This is a genomic window from Marinobacter goseongensis, assembly GCF_023156235.1.
GTDB lineage: Bacteria > Pseudomonadota > Gammaproteobacteria > Pseudomonadales > Oleiphilaceae > Marinobacter > Marinobacter goseongensis.
Genome location: NZ_JAKZAI010000009.1, coordinates 162,169 through 183,033 on the forward strand (window position 1 = coordinate 162,169; position 20,865 = coordinate 183,033).

At 58.7% G+C, this 20,865-nt stretch carries 17 protein-coding genes; 7 read left to right on the forward strand and 10 right to left on the reverse strand.

The annotated features are described in order from the left end of the window. The first annotated feature begins 56 nt into the window (after window positions 1-56). Window positions 57-2,240, forward strand: a complete 2,184-nt coding sequence (locus tag MLC70_RS10315) for an OsmC domain/YcaO domain-containing protein (protein ID WP_248183602.1) — start codon at window positions 57-59, stop codon at window positions 2,238-2,240. A gap of 5 nt (window positions 2,241-2,245) precedes the next feature. Here the strand turns inward: MLC70_RS10315 and MLC70_RS10320 are convergent, their stop codons facing one another. Next, window positions 2,246-3,310: an endonuclease/exonuclease/phosphatase family protein gene (locus tag MLC70_RS10320; RefSeq protein ID WP_248183603.1), complete on the reverse strand. Its 1,065-nt coding sequence runs from the start codon at window positions 3,308-3,310 to the stop codon at window positions 2,246-2,248. A gap of 130 nt (window positions 3,311-3,440) precedes the next feature. On the opposite strand from MLC70_RS10320, the gene gdhA reads away from it, so the two are divergent. After that, a complete protein-coding gene (gene gdhA, locus MLC70_RS10325; RefSeq protein WP_248183605.1) occupies window positions 3,441-4,775 on the forward strand; it encodes an NADP-specific glutamate dehydrogenase in 1,335 nt (444 codons plus the stop codon). Window positions 4,776-4,777: 2 nt separating this feature from the next. Here gdhA and MLC70_RS10330 read toward each other — a convergent pair whose 3' ends face one another. Next, window positions 4,778-6,862, reverse strand: coding sequence for a dehydrogenase (locus tag MLC70_RS10330; RefSeq protein WP_248183607.1), 2,085 nt, complete (start codon window positions 6,860-6,862; stop codon window positions 4,778-4,780). Between the two features lie 155 nt (window positions 6,863-7,017). Here MLC70_RS10330 and MLC70_RS10335 point away from each other — a divergent pair, with 155 nt between their 5' ends. Further along, complete coding sequence (locus MLC70_RS10335; protein ID WP_248183608.1) at window positions 7,018-8,034, forward strand: class I fructose-bisphosphate aldolase; 1,017 nt, start codon at window positions 7,018-7,020, stop codon at window positions 8,032-8,034. Between the two features lie 33 nt (window positions 8,035-8,067). Here MLC70_RS10335 and MLC70_RS10340 read toward each other — a convergent pair whose 3' ends face one another. The 8 genes from MLC70_RS10340 to MLC70_RS10375 form a co-directional block, all read right to left on the reverse strand. Further along, a complete protein-coding gene (locus tag MLC70_RS10340; RefSeq protein ID WP_248183634.1) occupies window positions 8,068-9,036 on the reverse strand; it encodes an MBL fold metallo-hydrolase in 969 nt (322 codons plus the stop codon). Window positions 9,037-9,179: 143 nt separating this feature from the next. Further along, window positions 9,180-10,145, reverse strand: coding sequence for a tRNA dihydrouridine synthase (locus tag MLC70_RS10345; RefSeq protein WP_248183609.1), 966 nt, complete (start codon window positions 10,143-10,145; stop codon window positions 9,180-9,182). 142 nt (window positions 10,146-10,287) lie between these two features. After that, entirely contained in the window at window positions 10,288-12,459 is a 2,172-nt protein-coding gene (gene katG, locus MLC70_RS10350) for a catalase/peroxidase HPI (protein WP_248183610.1), read from the reverse strand. A gap of 374 nt (window positions 12,460-12,833) precedes the next feature. Then, entirely contained in the window at window positions 12,834-13,052 is a 219-nt protein-coding gene (locus tag MLC70_RS10355) for a DUF2835 domain-containing protein (RefSeq protein WP_248183611.1), read from the reverse strand. 6 nt (window positions 13,053-13,058) lie between these two features. Next, a complete protein-coding gene (gene htpG, locus MLC70_RS10360) occupies window positions 13,059-14,951 on the reverse strand; it encodes a molecular chaperone HtpG (protein ID WP_248183612.1) in 1,893 nt (630 codons plus the stop codon). 217 nt (window positions 14,952-15,168) lie between these two features. Beyond that, complete coding sequence (locus MLC70_RS10365; protein WP_248183613.1) at window positions 15,169-15,603, reverse strand: PaaI family thioesterase; 435 nt, start codon at window positions 15,601-15,603, stop codon at window positions 15,169-15,171. Then, the gene (locus MLC70_RS10370; RefSeq protein ID WP_248183614.1) at window positions 15,600-16,070 is read right to left on the reverse strand and encodes a PaaI family thioesterase; all 471 of its coding nucleotides are present in this window, start codon (window positions 16,068-16,070) and stop codon (window positions 15,600-15,602) included. Before MLC70_RS10370 ends, MLC70_RS10365 begins: the two co-directional genes overlap by 4 nt. A gap of 18 nt (window positions 16,071-16,088) precedes the next feature. Beyond that, a complete protein-coding gene (locus MLC70_RS10375) occupies window positions 16,089-16,826 on the reverse strand; it encodes a DUF599 domain-containing protein (RefSeq protein ID WP_248183615.1) in 738 nt (245 codons plus the stop codon). Between the two features lie 193 nt (window positions 16,827-17,019). Here MLC70_RS10375 and MLC70_RS10380 point away from each other — a divergent pair, with 193 nt between their 5' ends. From MLC70_RS10380 to MLC70_RS10395, 4 genes are all read left to right on the forward strand, one after another. Further along, the gene (locus MLC70_RS10380) at window positions 17,020-18,297 is read left to right on the forward strand and encodes a M48 family metalloprotease (RefSeq protein ID WP_248183616.1); all 1,278 of its coding nucleotides are present in this window, start codon (window positions 17,020-17,022) and stop codon (window positions 18,295-18,297) included. Window positions 18,298-18,447: 150 nt separating this feature from the next. Continuing rightward, window positions 18,448-18,993: a hypothetical protein gene (locus MLC70_RS10385; protein WP_248183617.1), complete on the forward strand. Its 546-nt coding sequence runs from the start codon at window positions 18,448-18,450 to the stop codon at window positions 18,991-18,993. Next, on the forward strand, window positions 18,993-20,180 hold the full coding sequence (locus MLC70_RS10390; protein ID WP_248183619.1) for an iron-containing alcohol dehydrogenase: 1,188 nt from the start codon (window positions 18,993-18,995) through the stop codon (window positions 20,178-20,180). The genes MLC70_RS10385 and MLC70_RS10390 overlap by 1 nt, the downstream gene beginning before the upstream one ends. A 289-nt stretch (window positions 20,181-20,469) precedes the next feature. Further along, entirely contained in the window at window positions 20,470-20,811 is a 342-nt protein-coding gene (locus tag MLC70_RS10395; RefSeq protein WP_248183620.1) for a substrate-binding periplasmic protein, read from the forward strand. Window positions 20,812-20,865 lie beyond the last annotated feature (54 nt).

The following is a 20,865-nucleotide window of genomic DNA, read 5'->3' on the forward strand; positions in this document are numbered from 1 at the left end:
ATGGCCGCCATTGAATTCAATGGCGCGCCAAACTCTCCGATCCAGGTATCTTTGTAATGGAAATCAACGTCAACTTTCTCGACAACCTCAGACTTGAAGCCAGGTTTGACGATTTCACCGTGGTGACGGACCAGCCAATTCGCTACAAGGGGGACGGTTCCGCCCCCAGCCCCTTCGATTATTTTCTGGCGTCGTCTGCCCTGTGTGCGGCCTATTTTGTGCGGGTGTATTGCCTGGCGCGGGACATACCCACCGAGAACATCCGCCTGTCCCAGAACAACATCGTGGACCCGGAAAACCGCTATAACCAGATCTTCAAGATTCAGGTAGAGCTGCCGGAGGATATCTCCGACAAGGACCGCCAGGGCATTCTGCGCTCCATCGACCGCTGTACCGTCAAGAAGGTGGTGCAGACCGGCCCGACGTTCGAAATTGAAACCGTCGAAAGCCTGGACGCCGACGCCCAGGCGCTGCTGATGACCCAGCCGGAAGGCAGCAGCCAGACCTTTATCGAAGGCAAGGACCTGCCCCTGGAGCAGACCATCGCAAACATGACCCGCATCCTTGAAGATCTGGGCATGAAGATTGAGATCGCGTCCTGGCGCAACATCGTGCCCCATGTGTGGTCGCTGCACATCCGCGATGCGGCCTCGCCCATGTGTTTCACCAACGGCAAGGGAGCAACCAAGGAAAGCGCCCTGTGCTCCGCATTGGGTGAATTCATCGAGCGGCTGAACTGCAATTTCTTCTACAACGACCAGTTCTTCGGCGAGGACATCGCCAACAGCGAGTTCGTACACTACCCGAACGAAAAATGGTTCCAGCCGGGCCCCGAAGACGAGCTGCCCGAGGGCATTCTGGATGACCATTGCCGGGCCATATATGACCCCGACGGTGAGCTGTGCGGCTCCAATCTGATTGACACCAACTCCGGCAAGACCGAGCGCGGCATTGTGTCTCTGCCGTTCGTGCGCCAGTCCGATGGCGAGGTGGTCTATTTCCCCTCCAACCTGATCGAGAACCTGTTTCTCAGTAACGGCATGAGTGCCGGCAACACCCTGCAGGAAGCCCAGGTGCAGTGTCTGTCAGAAATCTTCGAGCGGGCGGTCAAGAAGCAGATCATCGAAGAGGAACTGGCACTGCCAGACGTGCCCATGCACGTGCTGGAAAAATACCCGAACATCCTCGAAGGAGTGCAGGCGCTGGAAGCCCAGGGCTTCCCCACACTGGTCAAGGACGCCTCCCTGGGTGGCCAGTTCCCGGTGATGTGCGTCACTCTGATGAACCCGCGTAACGGCGGCGTGTTCGCCTCCTTCGGCGCCCACCCGAGCTTCGAGGTAGCCCTCGAGCGCAGCCTGACCGAACTGCTGCAGGGCCGCAGCTTTGAAGGCCTGAACGATGTACCGCCGCCCACCTTCAACAGCCTGGCGGTGACCGAACCGAACAACTTCGTGGAGCATTTCATTGATTCCACCGGCGTGGTGTCCTGGCGCTTCTTCAGCGCGAAGTCCGATTATGACTTCTGTGAATGGGATTTTTCCGGCACCAACGCCGAAGAGGCGGCTGGCCTGTTCGGTATTCTGAAAGAGATGGACAAAGAAACCTATGTGGCCGTCTACGAGGAACTGGGCGCGCCGGTGTGCCGCATTCTGGTGCCCGGCTATTCCGAGGTGTACCCGGCGGACGATCTGGTGTGGGACAACACCAACAAGGCCCTGGACTACCGCGAAGACATCCTCAACCTGCACAGACTGGACGATGATGAGCTGGCCGCTCTGGTGGAGCATCTGGAAGAAAGCCAGATCGACGACTACACCGACATCATCACCCTGATCGGCATCGAGTTTGATGAGAACACCGTGTGGGGCCAGCTCACCGTGCTGGAACTCAAGCTATTGATCAATCTCGCACTCGGGCAGCACGAAGACGCCCTGGAGCGGGTGGAGGCGTTCCTGCAATTCAACGACAACACGGTGGAGCGCAACCTGTTCTACCGAGCGGTCAATGCGGTGCTGGAGATCACCCTCGATGAGCAACTCGAGCTGGGCGACTTCCTGTTCAACCTGCAGCGTATGTATGGTGAACAGACCATGCAGGATGTGGTTGGCCTTGTGGACGGCAGTGTGCGCTTCCATGGCCTGACGCCGACCAACATGCAACTGGAGGGGCTCGACAAACACCTGCGCCTCATCGACAGCTACAAGAAACTGCATGCAGCCCGTGCGGCAGAGGCGCTCTGACCGCCTCAGGTTTCCTGGTTTCGCGCCTTGCCCTCGCGGATGTTCTCACGGGCTTCCTGCCGCTCCTCCCGATCGGCCTCCGGCGCCTCGTGCTCATCGGAGCGCGACGGCCGGAAACACAGGGTTGCCAGCATCGGAAAATGATCGGATCCGAACGCGGCCAGTCGCTCGATATTGCCGAGGGTAAAATGCTCGGTCGTGAACACGTGATCCAGCGGCCAGCGCAGAAACCAGTGGCCGGCGTGGAAAGTGTTGAACATGCCGCGACCCCGCCGCGGATCAAGCATACCGCTGACCCGGCAGAACAGCCGGGTGGTTCGTGACCAGGCGACATCGTTGAGGTCGCCGGCAACAATCGCGGGGTACCCGCTCTTGCGGATCTGCTCACCAACCAACAGCAACTCGGCATCCCGCCAGAGCGACTCCTCACTCTCGCTCGGGGCCGGGGGCCGGGGGTGAAGGGCGTGCAGTCTGACGCGATCACCACTGGGCAGTTTCAGCCAACCGTGAATAGATGGGATGTCGTCCTGAATCAGGTAGTTGACCTCGATTTCTTCCAGCGGCAAGCGGGAATACAGGTGCATGCCATAGAGGTTATCCAGGGGCACGCGAACGATGGTGGGCCAGTCGCCGAAGGCCTGATCCAGTTGATCGCCCCACCACTGGTCCGATTCGAGGGTCAGCAGCACGTCCGGTTGCCGCTCACGCACCTGACGGATCAGGCCCTCACTGTTCCGGTTAGGCGTAAGTACGTTGGCGACCAGCAGGGTCACACAGCGTTCCTTCTGGCCGGGCTCGGCACTCTGCATCTGAAGCGGCCACAGCCGCGTCCAGGGCAGGATGCGGAACATCTGCAGGACCAGCACTGCGGTACACAGCCCGACCACCCAACCCCGGACGTCGCCCTCTCCCAACCAGAAGGCAATCACGGCAACCAATACTGCCAGGCAGACGATCTGTACCCGGGGGAACTCGCACACCCGTATCCACCAATCGTGAAGACGCACCTTGCCCAGTGCAGTAACCACCAGCAGAATCACGGCAAAAGCCAATAAAGAATAAGTGATCAAACCATTCTCCACCGCGGGAAATGTCCATGTGGCTTACAACATAAACCATCGGGCGCCGTTGCGCTGCTAAAAATCCATTCATCCACCTGCCCTCGTATGCAATTGAGTTCACAGGACAAAAGGATCGAAAATGAGCAAGCTGCAGGACCACATTCAGAACACCCTCGACCAGAGCCACCCCCACTCCGATGAGTACCATCAGGCAGTCATGGAAGTGTTCGACGACGTGGCCAGCGTCTATCGCAAGGAGCCGGCCTACCGACGCTGGAATATCGCGGAGCGTATGCTTGAGCCGGATCGCATCGTGCGGTTCCGGGTCTGCTGGGATGACGACAAAGGCAATATTCAGGTCAACCGTGGCTGGCGCGTGCAGTTTAACAATGTGCTGGGCGCCTACAAGGGCGGGATCCGCTTTGATCCTTCGGTCAACGAAAGCGTGCTGAAATTCCTCGGCTTCGAGCAGTGCTTCAAAAATGCCCTCACTGGCTTGCCCATGGGCGGTGGCAAAGGCGGTGCAGACTTTGATCCCAAGGGCCGCAGCGAACGTGAAATCATGCGTTTTTGTCAGGCCTACATGCAGGAGTTGTATCGTCACATCGGACCGAACGTCGACGTGCCGGCGGGCGACATCAACGTAGGGCCCCGTGAGATCGGCTTTCTTTATGGCCATTACGTGAAGCTAACCAATCGCTGGGAGGGCGTGCTCACGGGCAAATCACCGGGCTTCGGCGGCAGCTGCGGCCGCACTGAAGCGACAGGGTATGGCGTGGTCTACTTTCTCAAGAACATGCTGAAAGCCCATGATCAGTCTGTGGAAGGCCAGCGGGTGCTGATCTCCGGTGCCGGCACCGTGGCACTCTACGCCGCCGAGAAGTGCATTCAGGAAGGCGCGAAGGTACTCACGGTGTCGGATTCCGGCGGCACCCGGGTATTTCGCGAGGGTATGACCGCGAAGGAGCTGGCGTCGATCCGCACCCTGAAGCTGGAGAAACACGGCGCCCTGGCGGACGCATCCTGCGGCACCTGGCACCCGGGCAAGACTCCCTGGGTCTCGGCCAAGGGCGCCATCGCCCTGCCCTGCGCCACCCAGAACGAGGTGGACGGAAACGCCATGAAACGGCTGATCAAGAATAACCTGGTGGCCCTGTGCGAAGGTGCCAACATGCCCCTGACCCAGGAGGCCCATGACCAGCTGATTGAGGCCAACCTGCTCTATGGTCCTGGCAAAGCCGCCAATGCCGGCGGTGTTGCGGTATCCGGTCTGGAGCGGTCCCAGAACGCTTCATTGCAAAGCTGGAGTATGGATAAAGTTGATACCATGCTCAGCGGCATCATGGCGGACATTCACGACCGCTGCATTGCGCATGTAAAGCGCAGAAACGGCATTTACCCCTACAGCAAGGGTGCCAACATCTACGCGTTCAAAAAGCTGGCCGAGGCAATGATGGCTTACGGCGTAAAATAGCCTCACCCGTGGGGCATTGACTGCAGACGCTCGCTGCTTGCCGGTACGCCGGCTCTGGCCAGCGAGCGCACCCGTTCGAAGTCCTCCTCACCGAATACGCCATTGACCCCGGAAATGGCCGCCAGCGTCATACCGTGCCTGAGACCCAGTTTGTAGATCTCCCGCACCTTTTCCCACTCGATGTTACGCCCCAGTGTGAAGTTCTCGAACCGGCTTTCGAGCGCCAGCACAATGGTTTCGGCCAGGCAGGCATAGGCAATACCCCTGGGCAGCCCGATGTCTTTCATGTGGACATCACCGGGCAGGCGGATTTCACCGGACTCGATCACCAGTACGTCCGGCCGCTTCGCCACATCCTCCGCCGGAATATCCAGCGGACGGGCAACGTCGGTAATCACACAGCCGGGCTTGACCTTAAGGATATCCAATACCCGCTTTCCGGCGCCGGAGGTGGCTGTCACCACCATATCCATGGCACCCAACTCGCGATCGGTGGAGGCAGCAACGCGTACCGTCGCGCCCGGCGACTCCATCAGGATGCTCTCTTTCAGTGCCAGCAGTTTCGCCGCCTCCGGCGACACCAGAACAATCTCATCCACTGCCTTGGCCAGCAGCCTGGCGCATACCGAGCCGATGGCACCGGTCGCCCCGACGACCATGGCCTTACCGGCCATTTTACCGCTGGGTCCCACCTGTACCAGCCCGATCCTTTTTACCGCGTCGTGGGCCGCCCACAATGCGCCCGAGGCGCTGTAACTGTTGCCGGTGGTAATGGGCAACGGAGCTCGCTTGGCGACCGTGATGCCGGCGTCGCCCACCACTTTCGTGAAGGCGCCGAGACCCATAATCTGGGCACCCAGTTTTTTCGCCAGCCTCGCGGCGGACAGTAAACGACTGTAGGTGAATTCCGGACTGTGGGACATGATCTCCCGCGGCGTACCGCCCACGGTGATCAGCCAGCCCTCGGCCTCGTCCCCGGTGGGCGATGTCACACCCTCAATATGTGAATAGACAAACGGCGGCGTGTAGGCCACCACTTTCTCAACCAGATTCATGACCCCCGGGGGCGACACGCTGGCAATCCAGTCCAGGGGTGGGGTCTTGGTGAGGTACTGCTGTGACAGTGGATGAATCACGAACGCGAATCGGTTCACCCGCCGGTAACCATTGGGATAAAGAATCCGCGGCTCGATGCCCAGCCGGTCAATCACATCCAGGAAGTCGTTCGCGGCCAGTTGCGCCGGCGCCCGCTCCAGGGCCGCACTGATCATCGCCTCCATGACGTTGGCGCCCACCGGCCGGCCTTCCAGCCACGGGCTGTAGTCCACCACCATTGCGACTTTGCGTGAGCGCATCCAGTCCAGTGATTGCTCGGTCACCCGAGAGGTTATGACGGTTTTACCGTCCAGCTCGGTCTGGGTGAAATCCGCCAGCTCTCCAACCGCCGCCACCAGTACATGAGACTGTTTGACGGCCTGATGCAGAGACCCTTGCACCAGGCCCTCTCCGAGTCGGTACAGGGGATTGTGAATCAGGGCATCCAGCGCCCGTACCGCGAGTGGTTTGTACAACAGCGGTGCGGTGATCGCGGTATAGCGCTCGACCTGTCCCAGGGACGTCAGCAGACGCGGCAGGCCGAAATCCGTGTAGGGATCGGCGAATCGCAGATTATCAGTGTGCTCCGATAACGCCAGAGCAATGCGATAGCTGGCCTGACCGTTGAAACAGAGCACCCGGGCATTATCAAAAAAATGCCCCAGTTCACTCTGGGTGTGGCGAACCGCCCATTCCTGCAGGATGCGACGCAGCCCTGCGCCGGTGGTCACGGACTTGTCTGGTACACAGGCCTCCAGCCGGGCCGTGTCCGGGTGCTCGATCTGTTCCCGACCTACCTGGTAGTGATCGTGCACCATGCTCAGGCCGATGGCGTCGGCCTGCTCCCGTACGTTTTCCAGAATCGCCTCAGCCCGCGACAGATCACCGTCGGTGCCGATCCGGATCACCCGGAAGGCCTGCCCCATAAATTCGGTTTCCAGCTGATAATCGTATTCTGAAGAGCCCTGACTGACACTCACAACGGTTTTCATGGTTTGCATCCTTTCCCATGTGGTCCTGACCTCAGCTTATGCCTGATTTGCCGGCGGCGCCTTTGCACAGATCAAAATTTAATCTGTGTGAACGGTCTACACTGGATAACACGCCTTCGGCCAAACCAGCAGCCAGCAGGGAAAGGAGAAACCTCATGAGCCATCAGCAGGACATGGAAGACACCGTCGAGAAACTGATTCACAAGGGCAAAGGCATACTTGCCGCCGACGAAAGCGCCCCCACCATCGCCAAGCGGTTTGCGGCGATCGGGGTTGAATCCACGAAAGAGAAGCGCCAGGAGTATCGCAGCCTGATTTTTGCCACCCCCGGTCTGGGGGACCACATCAGCGGAGTGATCCTCTACGAGGAAACCCTGAACCAGCGCAGCCTCGACGACGAACCCATGGCCGGGCTGTTGCTGCGCCAGGGCATTGTGCCCGGCATCAAGGTGGATAAAGGCAAGGGACCGATGGCCAACGCACCGGGGGATGAGATCACCTACGGGCTGGATGGCCTGGAGGAGCGGCTGCAGGGTTACCGGGAACAGGGCGCCCGGTTTGCCAAGTGGCGGGACGTCTATCACATCACCGACACCAACCCGAGCCGACTGGCGATTGAAGCCAATGCCGAGGTACTGGCCCGCTATGCCGCCGTTTGCCAATCGCTGGGTGTGGTGCCGATTGTGGAACCGGAGGTTCTCATCGACGGCTATCACACCATTGAACACAGCGCGCAGGTATGCGAATCGGTATTAAAGGCGGTTTTCGACGCGCTCCATCGCCACGGCGTGGTTTTGGAGCGCATGCTCCTCAAGCCCAGCATGGTGACACCCGGCAAGTCCCATACCACCCAAGCCAACCCGGAACAGGTGGCTGAAGCCACCCTCCACGTGTTCCGGCGTGTGGTACCGGCGGCGGTTCCGGGCATTGTGTTCCTGTCCGGTGGCCAGACGCCGGAAGAAGCGACAGCCAACCTTAACGCCATCAACCAGCACGGCCCGCAACCCTGGGCCCTGAGCTTTTCTTACGGGCGGGCCCTGCAGGAACCGGCGCAAAAGGCCTGGGCCGGCGCGCTGGAAAACGGCCCCGCTGCCCAGAGAGCCATGCACAAACGGGCGCAACTGAACGGCGCGGCACGTAACGGGGAATACAGCACTGACATGGAGGGCTAAACGCTCTCCTTCGTGCTTTTACCGGCGATTAGCTCAGCAGCCGGAAACGCAGCTGCCGTTGCCATCAAACCCCATGGTCTTGCCACTCAGTGGGACGTGGACCGGGGCCTGGGCCAGTTCGGCGAACCGGGCAGTGCGTGTGCCGTCCTGCACTTTTCCGTTTTTCGTGGCGGGCTCGTTGGCGTGAGAGGCGATGACGGCCTTCGGCTGAATCAACTCGTTCACAACAAAGGCCGCTTCTTCCGGGCCGGTGGTGAAGGTATCGCCAATGTTCATCACCACCAGTTCCGCTCCGTAATGGTCATTGACCACCAGTTTCTGTTCCGCGGTGATGCCGGTGTCGCCGGACAGGTACACCACCAGACCGTTACTGAAGGTCAGCACGTAGCCGGTTGGCGGCCCCACGCTGGCTCCGACGCCCGCCGCTTGCAGATAGTCCGCCAGCGGACCGGTAAGAAACGAGGGTGAAACGCCGTTGCTGTGTGCTGCCGGAACGGTGGTGATTTTAACGCCGCCCTCTTCGCGCTCGCCGCCGAAGCGAACCAGCACGGAATTCGAGGGATCTGCACCGGCTTCTTTCAGTTTCGCGGCGAAGAAGGCTGGCATCTCACTGCCGGTGACAATCCGCGATTTCTTTTTAACGGCGATGTCGATGGTGTTGGACTGCGGCAGCGTGCTCACCGAGGTGTCCGGCGATGCGCAGGTGCCGGCGTTGGTTTCGCGGATGCGCTGGTCGCCCACGTGATCCCCGTGCATATGAGACACCAGTATCACGTCGATATCACCCAGCCTTGAATCGTCTGGCCCGCCAACCGTGCGACCGGCATCGTATAGAATCCGGGTGCCGTTGGGGTCTTCAAACACCAGGGCGCGGTCGCGGCCACAGAATTCGCCGTCATGGCTTCCCAGAGGCGTTACTTGCACCACGTCTTCCGCCGCCACCGGGGCAGAACCCAGCGCGAACCCCACCGCAAGGGCAGCTATCAATCCTGAACGTACCATCACATCCCTCTCCGCTGTTTATTGTTCGATTTTCATCTAACGACTACGAACAGCACCACTATCCGTACCAGTGTAGACGGCAAATCCGGAGGGGAAATAATGCAGGGAATCCACAAAGCCTGAGTGACCGTTGCCAGCCTTGATCAGGCGGCCTGCGGCACCTTGACGGCTTGCCGGAGGCAAGCCAGCATGGGCTCGACCTGGCGGATTTTGCGGGCTTCAGGCCACAACACCTCAGCCTCAACAAAGCCCTGGCGCAGGTAATTGAGCCATTGTTTGATACGGCCGGTGACGAAACGGTCCTCCAGGCGAGTCTGCAGCGCGAACGCGTATTCACAGACCAGCGCCACCGCCTCCGGCCAGGTCATATCCGCCACCGCCTCGCCCTGCTGGCTGGCGCGGATTTTTCTCGCCAGGTCCGGACGGGCAATCAGGCCGCGGCCGATCATCACATCCTCACAACCGGACACGTCACGGCAGCGCCAGTAATCGTCGACCGTCCAGATCTCACCGTTGGCGATGACCCGGATACCAACCGCCTCACGCGCTTTCGCAATTTCTTCCCAGTACGCCGGGGGCTTGTAGCCGTCGACCTTACTTCTGGCGTGGATCACAATCTCCTCGGCTCCCGCCGCTTCCAGCGCCTGGGCGCAGGCCACGCCCATGGAGCGATCATCGTAGCCGAGGCGCATCTTGGCGGTGACCGGGATGTCCGCCGGCACAGACTGACGGACCCGGGCAACAATGTCGTGCATCAGCTCCGGCTCCCGCATCAGCACGCAACCGCCCTTGTGCTTGTTGACGGTTTTGGCGGGGCACCCGAAGTTGATATCGACCTGGTTGGCGCCGAGCTCCGCCGCCTTCAGGCCATGCCGGCCCATCTGATGCGGATCTGAACCCAGTAACTGAACGGCCACCGGTGTGCCCACCTCGGTGAGCGAACCGTTTTGAAGCTCGGGAGCATACTTGTAGAAAACCCGGGGCGGCAGCATGCCGTGAGTCACGCGAATGAATTCGGTCACACACCGGTCAATACCACCAACTTTGGTCAGGGTTTCGCGGATGGGGGCATCCACCAGACCTTCCATCGGGGCAAGGATTATTCGCATGCGGGCTCCGGCAGTACTTCACAATTGGTTAAACAATAAACGGAGCGGGATTGTAAGGAATATGGGCGGAGGTTGGTAGTAGGTCGTCGTTGAGACAAGGCAGACACTCCCCGAAGAGAGTGCCTGCCCTTTGCAGCGTGGCTTATTTAACGTCGAAGCGGTCCGCGTTCATGACCTTGGTCCAGGCCGCAACGAAGTCTTTCACAAACTTTTCTTCGTTGTCGTCCTGAGCGTACACCTCGGCGTAGGCGCGCAGGATGGAATTGGATCCGAACACCAGGTCAACACGGGTCGCGGTGAACTTGGTGTTGCCGCTCTTGCGATCCACAATGTTGTAGGAATTCTTGCCAGTGGGCTCCCAACGGTTCGCCATGTCGGTGAGGTTCACGAAGAAGTCGTTGGTCAGCTGGCCAACGCGATCCGTGAATACACCGTGTTTGGTGTTGCCGTAGTTGGTACCCAGCACCCTCATGCCGCCCATCAACACGGTCATTTCCGGCGCGGTCAGGCCCATCAGCTGGGCACGGTCCAGAAGCATTTCTTCCGGTTTGACTACGTAGTCCTTCTTCTGCCAGTTGCGGAAGCCATCAGACAGCGGCTCCATCGGCTCGAAAGACTCTGCATCGGTCTGAGCGTCTGTAGCATCGCCACGGCCTTTCAGGAAGGGCACGTGTACGTCGTGGCCCGCTGCCTTGGCGGCTTTCTCGACGCCCAGATTACCGCCCAGAACGATGACGTCAGCAATGCTGGCGCCGGTCTCGGCAGAAATCTTCTCGTACACCTTCAGTACCTTGGCCAGACGATCCGGCTCGTTGCCTGCCCAGTCCTTCTGCGGAGCCAGACGGATGCGAGCGCCGTTGGCACCGCCACGCATGTCGGAACCACGGAAGGTGCGGGCGCTGTCCCAGGCTGTGGTGATCAGCTCATTCAGGCTCAGGCCAGCTTCATCGATCTTCGCCTTGACGGTTTCTTCGACGTAGTTGGTATCACCCTGGGGGCACGGATCCTGCCAGATCAGGTCTTCGGCCGGCACGTCCGGACCGATGTAACGAGCTTTCGGGCCCATGTCACGGTGAGTCAGCTTGAACCAGGCGCGGGCAAAGCAATCCTGGAAGTAAGCCGGATCTGCCATGAACTTCTCGCAGATGGCGCGGTACTTGGGATCCACCTTCATGGCCATGTCGGCATCGGTCATCATCGGCCGAACGCGGGTCTTCATATCCGTGGGATCAACCGGCATGTGCTCTTCTTTAATACCGATCGGCTCATACTGGTTGGCACCGGCCGGGCTCTTGGTCAGCTTCCACTCGTAGCCGAACAACAGGTCAAAGTAACCCATGTCGAACTTGGTCGGGTTGGTGGTCCAGGCACCCTCAATACCAGAAGTCACAGCGTTGGTGGCCTTGCCATCCAGGTTGGGGTTCATCCAGCCAAAGCCCTGGGTTTCAACATCCGCACCTTCCGGCTCTGGCCCGAGCGCATCCGCGTCGCCATTACCGTGCGCTTTGCCCACGGTATGTCCGCCGGCGGTCAACGCCGCAGTCTCTTCATCGTTCATGGCCATACGGGCAAACGTGGTCCGTACCTGTTCAGCCGTTGCCTGCGGATCAGGATTACCGTTGACACCTTCCGGGTTCACATAGATCAGACCCATCTGGACAGCGGCCAGCGGGTTTTCCATGGTGTCGGGCTTGGTTACGTCCTCGTAGCGGCTGTCTGACGGTGCCAGCCACTCTTTTTCCGCACCCCAGTAGATGTCTTCTTCCGGGTGCCAGATGTCTGCACGGCCGTAAGAAAAGCCGAAAGTCTTAAAGCCCATGGACTCATAGGCAACGTTACCGGCCAGAATGAACAGGTCGGCCCAGCTGATCTTGTTGCCGTACTTTTTCTTGAGGGGCCACAGCAGACGACGAGCCTTGTCCAGGTTGCCGTTGTCGGGCCAGGAGTTGAGAGGAGCAAAACGCTGGTTCCCGGTACCCGCACCACCACGGCCATCGGCCAGGCGATAAGTACCCGCAGCGTGCCACGCCAGACGGATCATCAGACCACCGTAATGACCCCAGTCAGCTGGCCACCAGTCCTGGCTGTCAGTCATCAGCTCATGCATGTCCTTTTCCAGGGCTTTGTGGTCGAGCTTCTTGACCTCTTCCCGGTAGTCAAAATCCTCGCCCATCGGGTTGGTCTTGGAGTCGTGCTGATGCAGGATCTCGAGGTTCAGGTTTTCCGGCCACCAGCCCGCTACGCTGGCCTTTTCCTGGGTATTGGAACCGTGCATTACCGGGCACTTTCCGCCTGAGTCATTATTCTGAGTCATTGCTCTCTCCTGATCGGGTTGCAAAACGACACTTTCTCTATGGAAGCCCACTAACTATAGGACAGATAAAATACCCTGCTCGCAGGATTTCTTATGTCCCGTATAGTGAATGCCTATAGGCTTACTCGCCGGTATTCCGGACTCACCCGGAGTTACTGAGCGCAAGCAAAATCGCTCGAGTAGTCCGCCAGTATTCCCAGATAACTTCGCCAATCTTTGTGACGACCCAGTGAAAACGCTGACATCGGGCGACTCCTTTCTTACGAGAACAGGGTTACCATAGCGCGGCGGGCAACAGCGGATACAATTAATTAAAAATAAAATTATGAAAGCTTTTGTTTATGACTGGCCATCATACGAGGGTGTGCGTCGGCTCAAAGCTGTTCAATGGATGCGAACTTGCCGGCGTCGTCAAACACGATCCGGAAGCTGCCACGAATGCCGTCGCGGAGGTAGAAACGGGAGAGAATCCGCGCCGGGAAGCGGACCGAACGTCCGTCCCGGGCGGTGGTGTGAACATCGGTCGCAACGCCCTGATAGAGTTTGATCCACTCGTCAGGGCTGATGCTGAGGTCCACAATGATCTGGTGCATTGGCGCTCAGTGGGCCAGTTCCAGCAACAGACGGTTCAGGCGAGTGACGTAGGCACCCGGATCCTCAAGCTGTTCGCCACTGGCCAGGGTCGCCTGGTCCAGAAGCACGGCGGACAACTCGCCGAAACGCTCATCGCCCTGCTCGTTCTCGAGGCGCTGAACCAGCGGGTGGTCCACGTTGATCTCAAAGATCGGCTTGCTGTCCGGCACTTTTTGGCCGGCGGCTTCCATGATCTTCTTCATCTGCGCGCCCATGTCGAAGTCACCGACCACCAGACAGGCGGGCGAATCGGTCAGACGATTGGTGACACGCACGTCCTGTACGCGGTCCTGCAGGGCCGTCTTGATGCGCTCCAGTAAATCTTTGTGTTCGGCGGCCGCTTCTTCCTTGTGCTTCTTGTCTTCCTCGGTCTCTACTTCACCCAGATCCAGATCACCACGGGCAACGTCCTGGAACTGCTTGCTGTCGTATTCGTTGAGGTAACCCATCATCCACTCGTCAATACGGTCGGACAGAATCAGCACCTCAATGCCTTTCTTGCGAAACACTTCCAGATGCGGGCTGCTCTTGGCGGCCGTAAAGTTGTCAGCGGTGATGTAGTAGATCTTTTTCTGACCGTCTTTCATACGGCCAATATAATCATCGAGAGATACAGTCTGGGTGCGCTCACCGGTGAGGGTTGACGCGAATCGCAGCAGGCCGCCAACTTTTTCGCGGTTGCCGAAATCTTCCGCCGGGCCTTCCTTGATCACGGTACCGAATTCGTCCCAGAACTTCTGGTACTGCTCGCCGTCTTTCTTTGCCAGCTTGGACAACATGTCCAGTACCCGCTTGGTCAACGCGGAGCGAATGCTCTCTACCGTACTGTCGTTCTGCAGAATTTCCCGCGACACGTTCAGCGACAGATCGTTGGAATCGATCACGCCTTTGGCAAAACGCAGGTACAGCGGCAGGAACTGTTCGGCGTCGTCCATGATGAACACGCGCTGCACGTAAAGCTTCAGACCACGAGGCGCTTCCCGGTTGTACATGTCGAACGGCGCTCGGGCCGGAATGTATAACAGGCTGGTGTAATCCAGCTTGCCTTCCACCTTGTTGTGGGACCAGGTCAGCGGATCTTCGAAATCATGGGCGATGTGCTTGTAGAATTCCTTGTATTCCTCGTCCTTGATCTCGGTGCGGGGCAGCGTCCAAAGGGCGGTGGCATCGTTGACGGTCTCGTACTCGCCTTCTTTGCCTTCTTCCTCTGATTCGGCCTTCATCACCACGGGGAAGGAGATGTGGTCGGAGTATTTCTTCACCAGGCCGCGCAGACGGAAGCCGTCGGCGAATTCCTTTGCGTCGGATTTCAGGTGCAGAACAATCTCGGTACCCCGGGACTCGCGATCAACCTGCTCGATGGTGAACTCACCATCGCCGTTCGACTCCCAGTGCACACCCTCTTCTTTCGAAGCACCGGCACGGCGGGTAAAGACTTCTACCTTGTCAGCCACAATAAACGCGGAGTAGAAACCGACACCGAACTGACCAATCAGCTTGCTGTCTTTCTTTTCGTCGCCAGAGAGCTGCTGTAGAAACTCGGCGGTACCGGAACGGGCAATGGTGCCCAGGTTCTGAACCACGTCGTCACGGGTCATGCCGATGCCGTTATCGGCCAGGGTGATGGTGTTCTTTTCCCCATCGAAATCCAGGCGGATTTTCAGCTCGGATTCCCCTTCATAGAGGCCGTCGTCTTTCAGCGCCGCAAAACGCAGTTTGTCTTCGGCATCGGAGGCGTTGGAAATCAGTTCACGAAGGAAGATCTCTTTGTTCGAATACAAAGAGTGAATCATCAGATGAAGCAGTTGCTTCACTTCGGTCTGGAATCCAAGCGTTTCTTTATTGGCTTCTACCGTCATGGCGTTTCTTTCTCCTAAAGTAACTCACAGTTCTGGGAAGCGGGTGCGGGTGCGTTGCCGAAACCGTGCGGAGCCATGGATGGCGGAGCCGAGCGTACATGGACGTATTAACAGCGTGTTTCGGCAACGCACCCGCACCCGCTTCATGCACGGAATTCATCTTGAAAGGGAAAGTGGGGGCACCCCGGGGCAATTCAAGCCCCGGACCGTGCGGAAATCAGTCTTCGAGGAGGAAGTGAGCGCGAGCGGTAGCGATCGGCTGTGAACGGGATTTCTGCCAGGCGGTGATCATCACATTGGCCACCCGGTTGCCCTGGCGGGTCAATCGGCATTCCGCGTAGGTTTCACGATCGAGGCCAGCGCGCAGGTAATCCAGCGAAAAATCGACAATGCGCGGCATGCGCAGGCTTTCCTGGGACATCATCAGGTAGATCGCGGCGGACATTTCCATGAAACCACCGATCACACCACCATGAATAGCCGGAAGAACCGGGTTGCCCAGATTCTCTTCCTTTTTCGGCAAGCGGAAGATCAGATCATCGCCGAAGCGCTCGCATTCGAGGCCGATAAACCGGGCGTAGGGTACGCTTTCCAGCATCCGGGAGAAATCACCGGTCTCCCGCGTATAACCAAGAATTTCCGGGTCGGTCATTGTTCACCTCCGGTGATCAGTTCCGAGTAGCTTTTCGGGGTCGCGTCCTTGCCGATACGCATGAACGTACCAACGCAGTTGGCGATGGTTTCGCCACCTTCCTGATAGGCTTCACAGCGGGTGAAAATAATGTTGCGGGTGATTTTGTAGGTTTCTGCGCGGGCAAAGACCGGCTTGTGGGGCTCCGCCGAACGCATGTAATCCACCCTCAGATCAAGGGTCGGGCACAGCTCAAAATCGTCCAGCGCACAGATGATCACGGAACCCGAGGTGGTATCCATCAACGTGGTGATGGCGCCACCGTGGATCACGCCGGTATCCGGATTGCCGATAATGCGATCGCTGTAGGGCAAGCGCATGGTCAGCGTGCCTTCGCCGGCCGCTTCCACGGTCAGGCCCAGTTCCCGGGCTTGGTTCAGGGTGTCAAGGAACCGGCGAACCCGGTTCATGCGGATGTCATCAGTCATGCAGCAGTGCCAGTTTGATTAGCTGTTATTGGGTTGCGTGGGCTCGACCCTGGCCACCGGCTCCTCGAACACTTTGCCGGAGCGCAGCGCCTGGAGCGCATCAGAGCGGAATTCCCGGCGGTACAGAACCACCACGACCAGTGTCGACGCCCCGATAAACGCCAGGGGGTGTATAAACCAGGTCACCACGGCCAGGGCATAGTAATAGGAGCGCAGGCCAAGGTTAAAGGCGTCCCCCGCCAGATTACAGACCTTTGCAGCGCTCTGGGCAAACGCTTCGCGGCCGGCCGGGCTGATTTTGGTGTCGTCCGGTGGCGGCGCGCCACCGATCAGTACCGCCACAAAATTGTACATCCGCATGGACCAGGTGAATTTGAAGAAGGCGTAGATGAACACGACCAGAAGAACCACCATACGCAGCTCCCACACTGCGCGGCTGGGCAGGTTGCCGAATGGTAAGGTACTGAACACCTCCATCACTTCCTGCGTATAACCCAGTGCGGTAATGATACCGGCCAGGATCAGCAGGCAGCTGGACGCAAAGAAGGCCCCGTTACGCTCGAGGTTACCCACCACGGAAGCGTCTGATATCCGGTTCTCACGACGCAACATGACCCTCATCCAGTCTTCCCGGTACAGATCCAGGGTATTTGACAAGCAGGACCGGTCATTCGCTTTGCGACGGGAATACTCGGTGTAGCCCAGCCAACAGATCAGGAACCAGACCAGCGCAACCACTTCCAGATATTCAGCCATGGGGGATCCACATGCGGATAGGTAAAAACGGTAGGTTTGAAAGCGGATAATCATACACTCTGGGACACCGTTGCTCCAGACAGGCGTGGTGCTTGGGCAGTCACCCCGACGTCTCAGATGTGGTATAAACTGCCCATATTCGACCGGGAATGCCTTCCGCGCCCGGATCAAGGACTGATCACAGGAGTTTACCGTGACTAACCGGCTGTTCCTTCGCTGCCTGACCCTGACCCTCGCACTTTCCGCACTGGCCGGCTGTGCCGTTAATCCCGTCACCGGGAAAAAACAGCTGTCCCTGATACCCGAGAGCCAGGAGCTGTCAATCGGCGCGGAGCAATACGCACCCACACAGCAAACCCAAGGCGGACAGTTTTATCTGGATCCCGATTTGACGGTTTACGTTCGCGAAGTCGGGCAAAAACTGGCCGCCGTCAGTGACCGCCCTGACCTGCCCTACGAATTTGTGGTCCTGAACAGCAGCGTGCCCAATGCCTGGGCCTTGCCCGGAGGCAAGATTGCGATCAACCGGGGCTTATTGACCCGTCTCGAGGATGAAGCCCAGATGGCGTCGGTCCTAGGCCATGAAATTGTCCACGCGGCGGCACGGCACAGCGTTCAGCGCATGCAACAGGGCATGCTGATCAGCGCCGGGGTTGCCGGCCTCGGTTTCGCGCTGTCTGACAACGAATGGGCGGGACTGTTGATGGGCGGCGCCGCCATGGGCGCACAGCTGGCGCTGGCACAGTACAGCCAGGGCGATGAGCTGGAATCGGATCACTATGGCATTGAGTATATGGTGGAAGCAGGCTATGACCCCCAGGCTGCGGTGGAACTGCAGGAGCTGTTCGTCGAGCTCTCGGAAGGACGCCAATCGAGCTTTATTGACGGCCTCTTCGCCAGCCATCCCCCGTCCCAGAAACGGGTGGAGAAAAACCGCGAGCGGGCCCGGGAAATTGGCACCGGCGGTTACCGTGGCAAAGCCGTTTATGACAAAAAACTGGCTATGGCTCGCAAACTCCAGCCCGCCTACGACGCTCACGACGCAGCCCTCAAGCTCGCCAGCGAAAAGGACATGAAAGGCGCCCTTGCCAAGGTCAACGAGGCCATCAGGATCGAGCCTAACGAGGCGATGTTCTACTCCCTGCGCGGCCGGATCTACCAGGCCCAGGACGACGTGGCCAAGGCCGAAAAGGATTTTGACAAGGCGGTAGCGCTGTACCCGGAGATGTTCAGTTATCGACTCCACAACGGCCTGAATGCCCTGAAGCAGGACAAGCTCGACAAGGCCCAGAGCAATCTGACCCGAGCCAACGAACTGGTCCCCACGTCCATCGCGTTTCTGCGGCTGGGCGATGTGGCCGTGAAACAGAACCGCCGTGACGATGCAATCCGCTACTACAGCACCGCGGCGGAGGCCGGTGGCGAGGTGGCCGAGGAAGCCAAGCGCAAGCTGGCAAATCTGACCCAGTAACGCCCCTCACCACGCTCATCCAAGGCCCGGTATTCACCGGGCCTTTCTGTTTTTGCCACAATGACGGAGAAACTCTGTCATCGTCCGCATTGACTTTTAGAGCAATAACTCTAAAAATTGGATGACATCAACAACAATCGGACGATTGCCATGATTGCGAAACGTATCCAACCGATGGCCTTCCAGGCGAGGCGACTCTACGTGGAACTCATGTTCCAGGTGATGGGGCGTGCGCTGCAGGCCGTCAGTGAAGTGGATGCCACCGTGCAGAAGGACGCCAGCGCCCTGCCCGAGGGATTCCTGTTCGAGATGATGGTCATGCCGCAGGGCTCCAGCCTCATCGTCGAGCACGTTGGCAACGGCCGCTTCCATTATCACGGTAACTCCGCGCCGCGACCGGTGGACCTGTCGATTCAGTTCAAACACATTGCCCATGCGTTTCTGGTGCTGTCATTCCAGGAGAAAACCTCGGTGGCATTCGCCAACGACCGCATGCTGGTCGATGGCGACATCAGCTACGCCATTCGCATGACGCGGGTTCTGAACAGGCTTGAGTCGTTCATCCTGCCCAAACTGGTAGCCAAGCGCGCGGTGAAAGAATATCCGACCGACCTGCACCTGCCGGAGAAGCTGATGAGCGCAGCACGGATTTACCTGAAGGTCGCATCCAACTTTGTTGAAACGGTGAGAGCATAATGTCGAACAAATACTACGAATTCTTTTGCCCGGTAAAAGTCATCGCCGGCAAGGCTGCACTTGAACACATGCCCTACGAACTGAGCGGCATGGCGGCCACCCGGCCGATGATCGTGACCGATAAGGGCGTTCGTGCCGCAGGCCTGTTGGACCCGGTTATCGCCGCCTGTGAGGAGAGCGGTCTGGAAATCGTCAGCATTTACGATGACGTACCGCCGGATTCATCGACGGCGGTAGTGCGCGACATTGCCGGCGTTTACCGCAGCGAAAAATGCGATTCGATCATTGCCGTGGGCGGTGGCTCGGCCATTGATACCGCCAAAGCGGTCAATATTCTGGTCTCCGAAGGCGGCGACGACATCGCCGCTTACGCCGGCGCCGGTGTACTCAAACGTCCGCTCAAGCCGTTCTTTGTGGTACCGACCACGGCCGGCACCGGGTCCGAAGTCACGGCCGTGGCCGTCATCGCAGACACCGAGAAGCACGTCAAGCTGCCGTTCACCTCGTCCTTCCTGCTGCCGAATGCCGCGATCATCGATCCGCGCATGACCTTGACGCTGCCGCCACACATCACAGCGGCAACGGCCATGGATGCCATGACTCATGCCACCGAGGCGTTTACCTGCATGGCGAAGAATCCGCTGAGTGACGCGTACGCCACGGCAGCCATCAAGAAAATCAGCAACTCACTGCTGGCCGTCATGGACAACCCGAAAGACGCCGACAATCGCCTGGAACTGGCCGAAGCCTCTACCATGGCCGGTATTGCGTTTTCCAACTCCATGGTTGGCCTGGTACACGCCCTGGGCCATGCGACCGGCGCCATCTGCCAGCTGCCCCATGGCTTGTGCATGAGCCTGTACCTGCCCTACGTGCTGGAATACAACATAGAGTCGATTCGTGAGCCCCTGGGCGAGCTGCTGCTCTATCTGGATGGTCCGGAAGTGTATGCCGCAACCCCGGCGTCCCGGCGGGCCGAAGCCAGCATTTCGGCGATACGCCGCATGCGGGATGCGCTTTACAAGCACTGCAAACTGCCACGCACCTTGAAAGAAACCGGCAAGGTTGTGGAGGAGCAGCTGGAACGCATCGCCGAGGTGGCGCTGGACGATGGCGCCATCATGTTCAATCCGAAAGAAGTGACTCTGGAGGATGCCAAGGCGGTACTCAGACGTGCCTGGGCGTAATTTCCGATGGTAGATGGCCATTCCTATCAGCCCGCATCTGCGGGCTGATAGGCTTTCGGTGGACTCAGAATGTAAAATTTTCTGAAGATGCTGATGAAATCATTGAAATAACCTTACTTAAACGTAACAATTGCTGGAGTACTGGCAGGGATGTAGCCGGGTTCGCGTCATTTACTGATACCGGGACGTTCCTTTTATGCCAAACCAGCCTTCCCGCAGCTGTACCTCGCTCCAAATCATCTCACTGCTTCTTCTGGCTTTTGCACTGACAGCGACAGCACACTCTGCAGTGGCAAATGAGCAGAGCACGAAAACACTGCGCTTCAACGTATCGCCCAACGGCTACCCTCCTTACCTGATCGTCAAGAATAATCAGCCTGCAGGTATCATGTGGGACGTAGTGACATTGATCGCTGAGCGGATCGGCTATGACGTAGTGGCGGAGCAGGTTCCCCGTAAACGGGTGGATACCATGCTCCAGGAGGGGTATATCGACAGCACGCCCCGCGCCATCGAGTGGACCGATAACCCTGAACAGTTCCTGTTCACGGACCCGGTGGTTGCCGTGGAGGAGGTGCTGTTCATTCCGGCGGGGTCAGACTTGCACTATGATTCCCGCTTGCCAAACTGATACATGCTGTTAGGGTATCTAGATGGACCTTTTCTTCAGCACTAGCAAGTTCAA

What these genes read in the sequence shown, in the direction of transcription:
- MLC70_RS10375 (WP_248183615.1), bottom strand. Translation starts at nt 16,826, where the DNA reads ATGGCTGAATATCTGGAAGTGGTTGCGCTGGTCTGGTTCCTGATCTGT.
- htpG (WP_248183612.1), bottom strand. Translation starts at nt 14,951, where the DNA reads ATGACGGTAGAAGCCAATAAAGAAACGCTTGGATTCCAGACCGAAGTG.
- MLC70_RS10330 (WP_248183607.1), bottom strand. Translation starts at nt 6,862, where the DNA reads ATGAAAACCGTTGTGAGTGTCAGTCAGGGCTCTTCAGAATACGATTAT.
- MLC70_RS10365 (WP_248183613.1), bottom strand. Translation starts at nt 15,603, where the DNA reads ATGACCGACCCGGAAATTCTTGGTTATACGCGGGAGACCGGTGATTTC.
- MLC70_RS10340 (WP_248183634.1), bottom strand. Translation starts at nt 9,036, where the DNA reads ATGGTACGTTCAGGATTGATAGCTGCCCTTGCGGTGGGGTTCGCGCTG.
- MLC70_RS10345 (WP_248183609.1), bottom strand. Translation starts at nt 10,145, where the DNA reads ATGCGAATAATCCTTGCCCCGATGGAAGGTCTGGTGGATGCCCCCATC.
- MLC70_RS10370 (WP_248183614.1), bottom strand. Translation starts at nt 16,070, where the DNA reads ATGACTGATGACATCCGCATGAACCGGGTTCGCCGGTTCCTTGACACC.
- MLC70_RS10385 (WP_248183617.1), top strand. Translation starts at nt 18,448, where the DNA reads ATGATTGCGAAACGTATCCAACCGATGGCCTTCCAGGCGAGGCGACTC.
- MLC70_RS10315 (WP_248183602.1), top strand. Translation starts at nt 57, where the DNA reads ATGGAAATCAACGTCAACTTTCTCGACAACCTCAGACTTGAAGCCAGG.
- MLC70_RS10335 (WP_248183608.1), top strand. Translation starts at nt 7,018, where the DNA reads ATGAGCCATCAGCAGGACATGGAAGACACCGTCGAGAAACTGATTCAC.
- gdhA (WP_248183605.1), top strand. Translation starts at nt 3,441, where the DNA reads ATGAGCAAGCTGCAGGACCACATTCAGAACACCCTCGACCAGAGCCAC.
- katG (WP_248183610.1), bottom strand. Translation starts at nt 12,459, where the DNA reads ATGACTCAGAATAATGACTCAGGCGGAAAGTGCCCGGTAATGCACGGT.
- MLC70_RS10355 (WP_248183611.1), bottom strand. Translation starts at nt 13,052, where the DNA reads ATGCACCAGATCATTGTGGACCTCAGCATCAGCCCTGACGAGTGGATC.
- MLC70_RS10390 (WP_248183619.1), top strand. Translation starts at nt 18,993, where the DNA reads ATGTCGAACAAATACTACGAATTCTTTTGCCCGGTAAAAGTCATCGCC.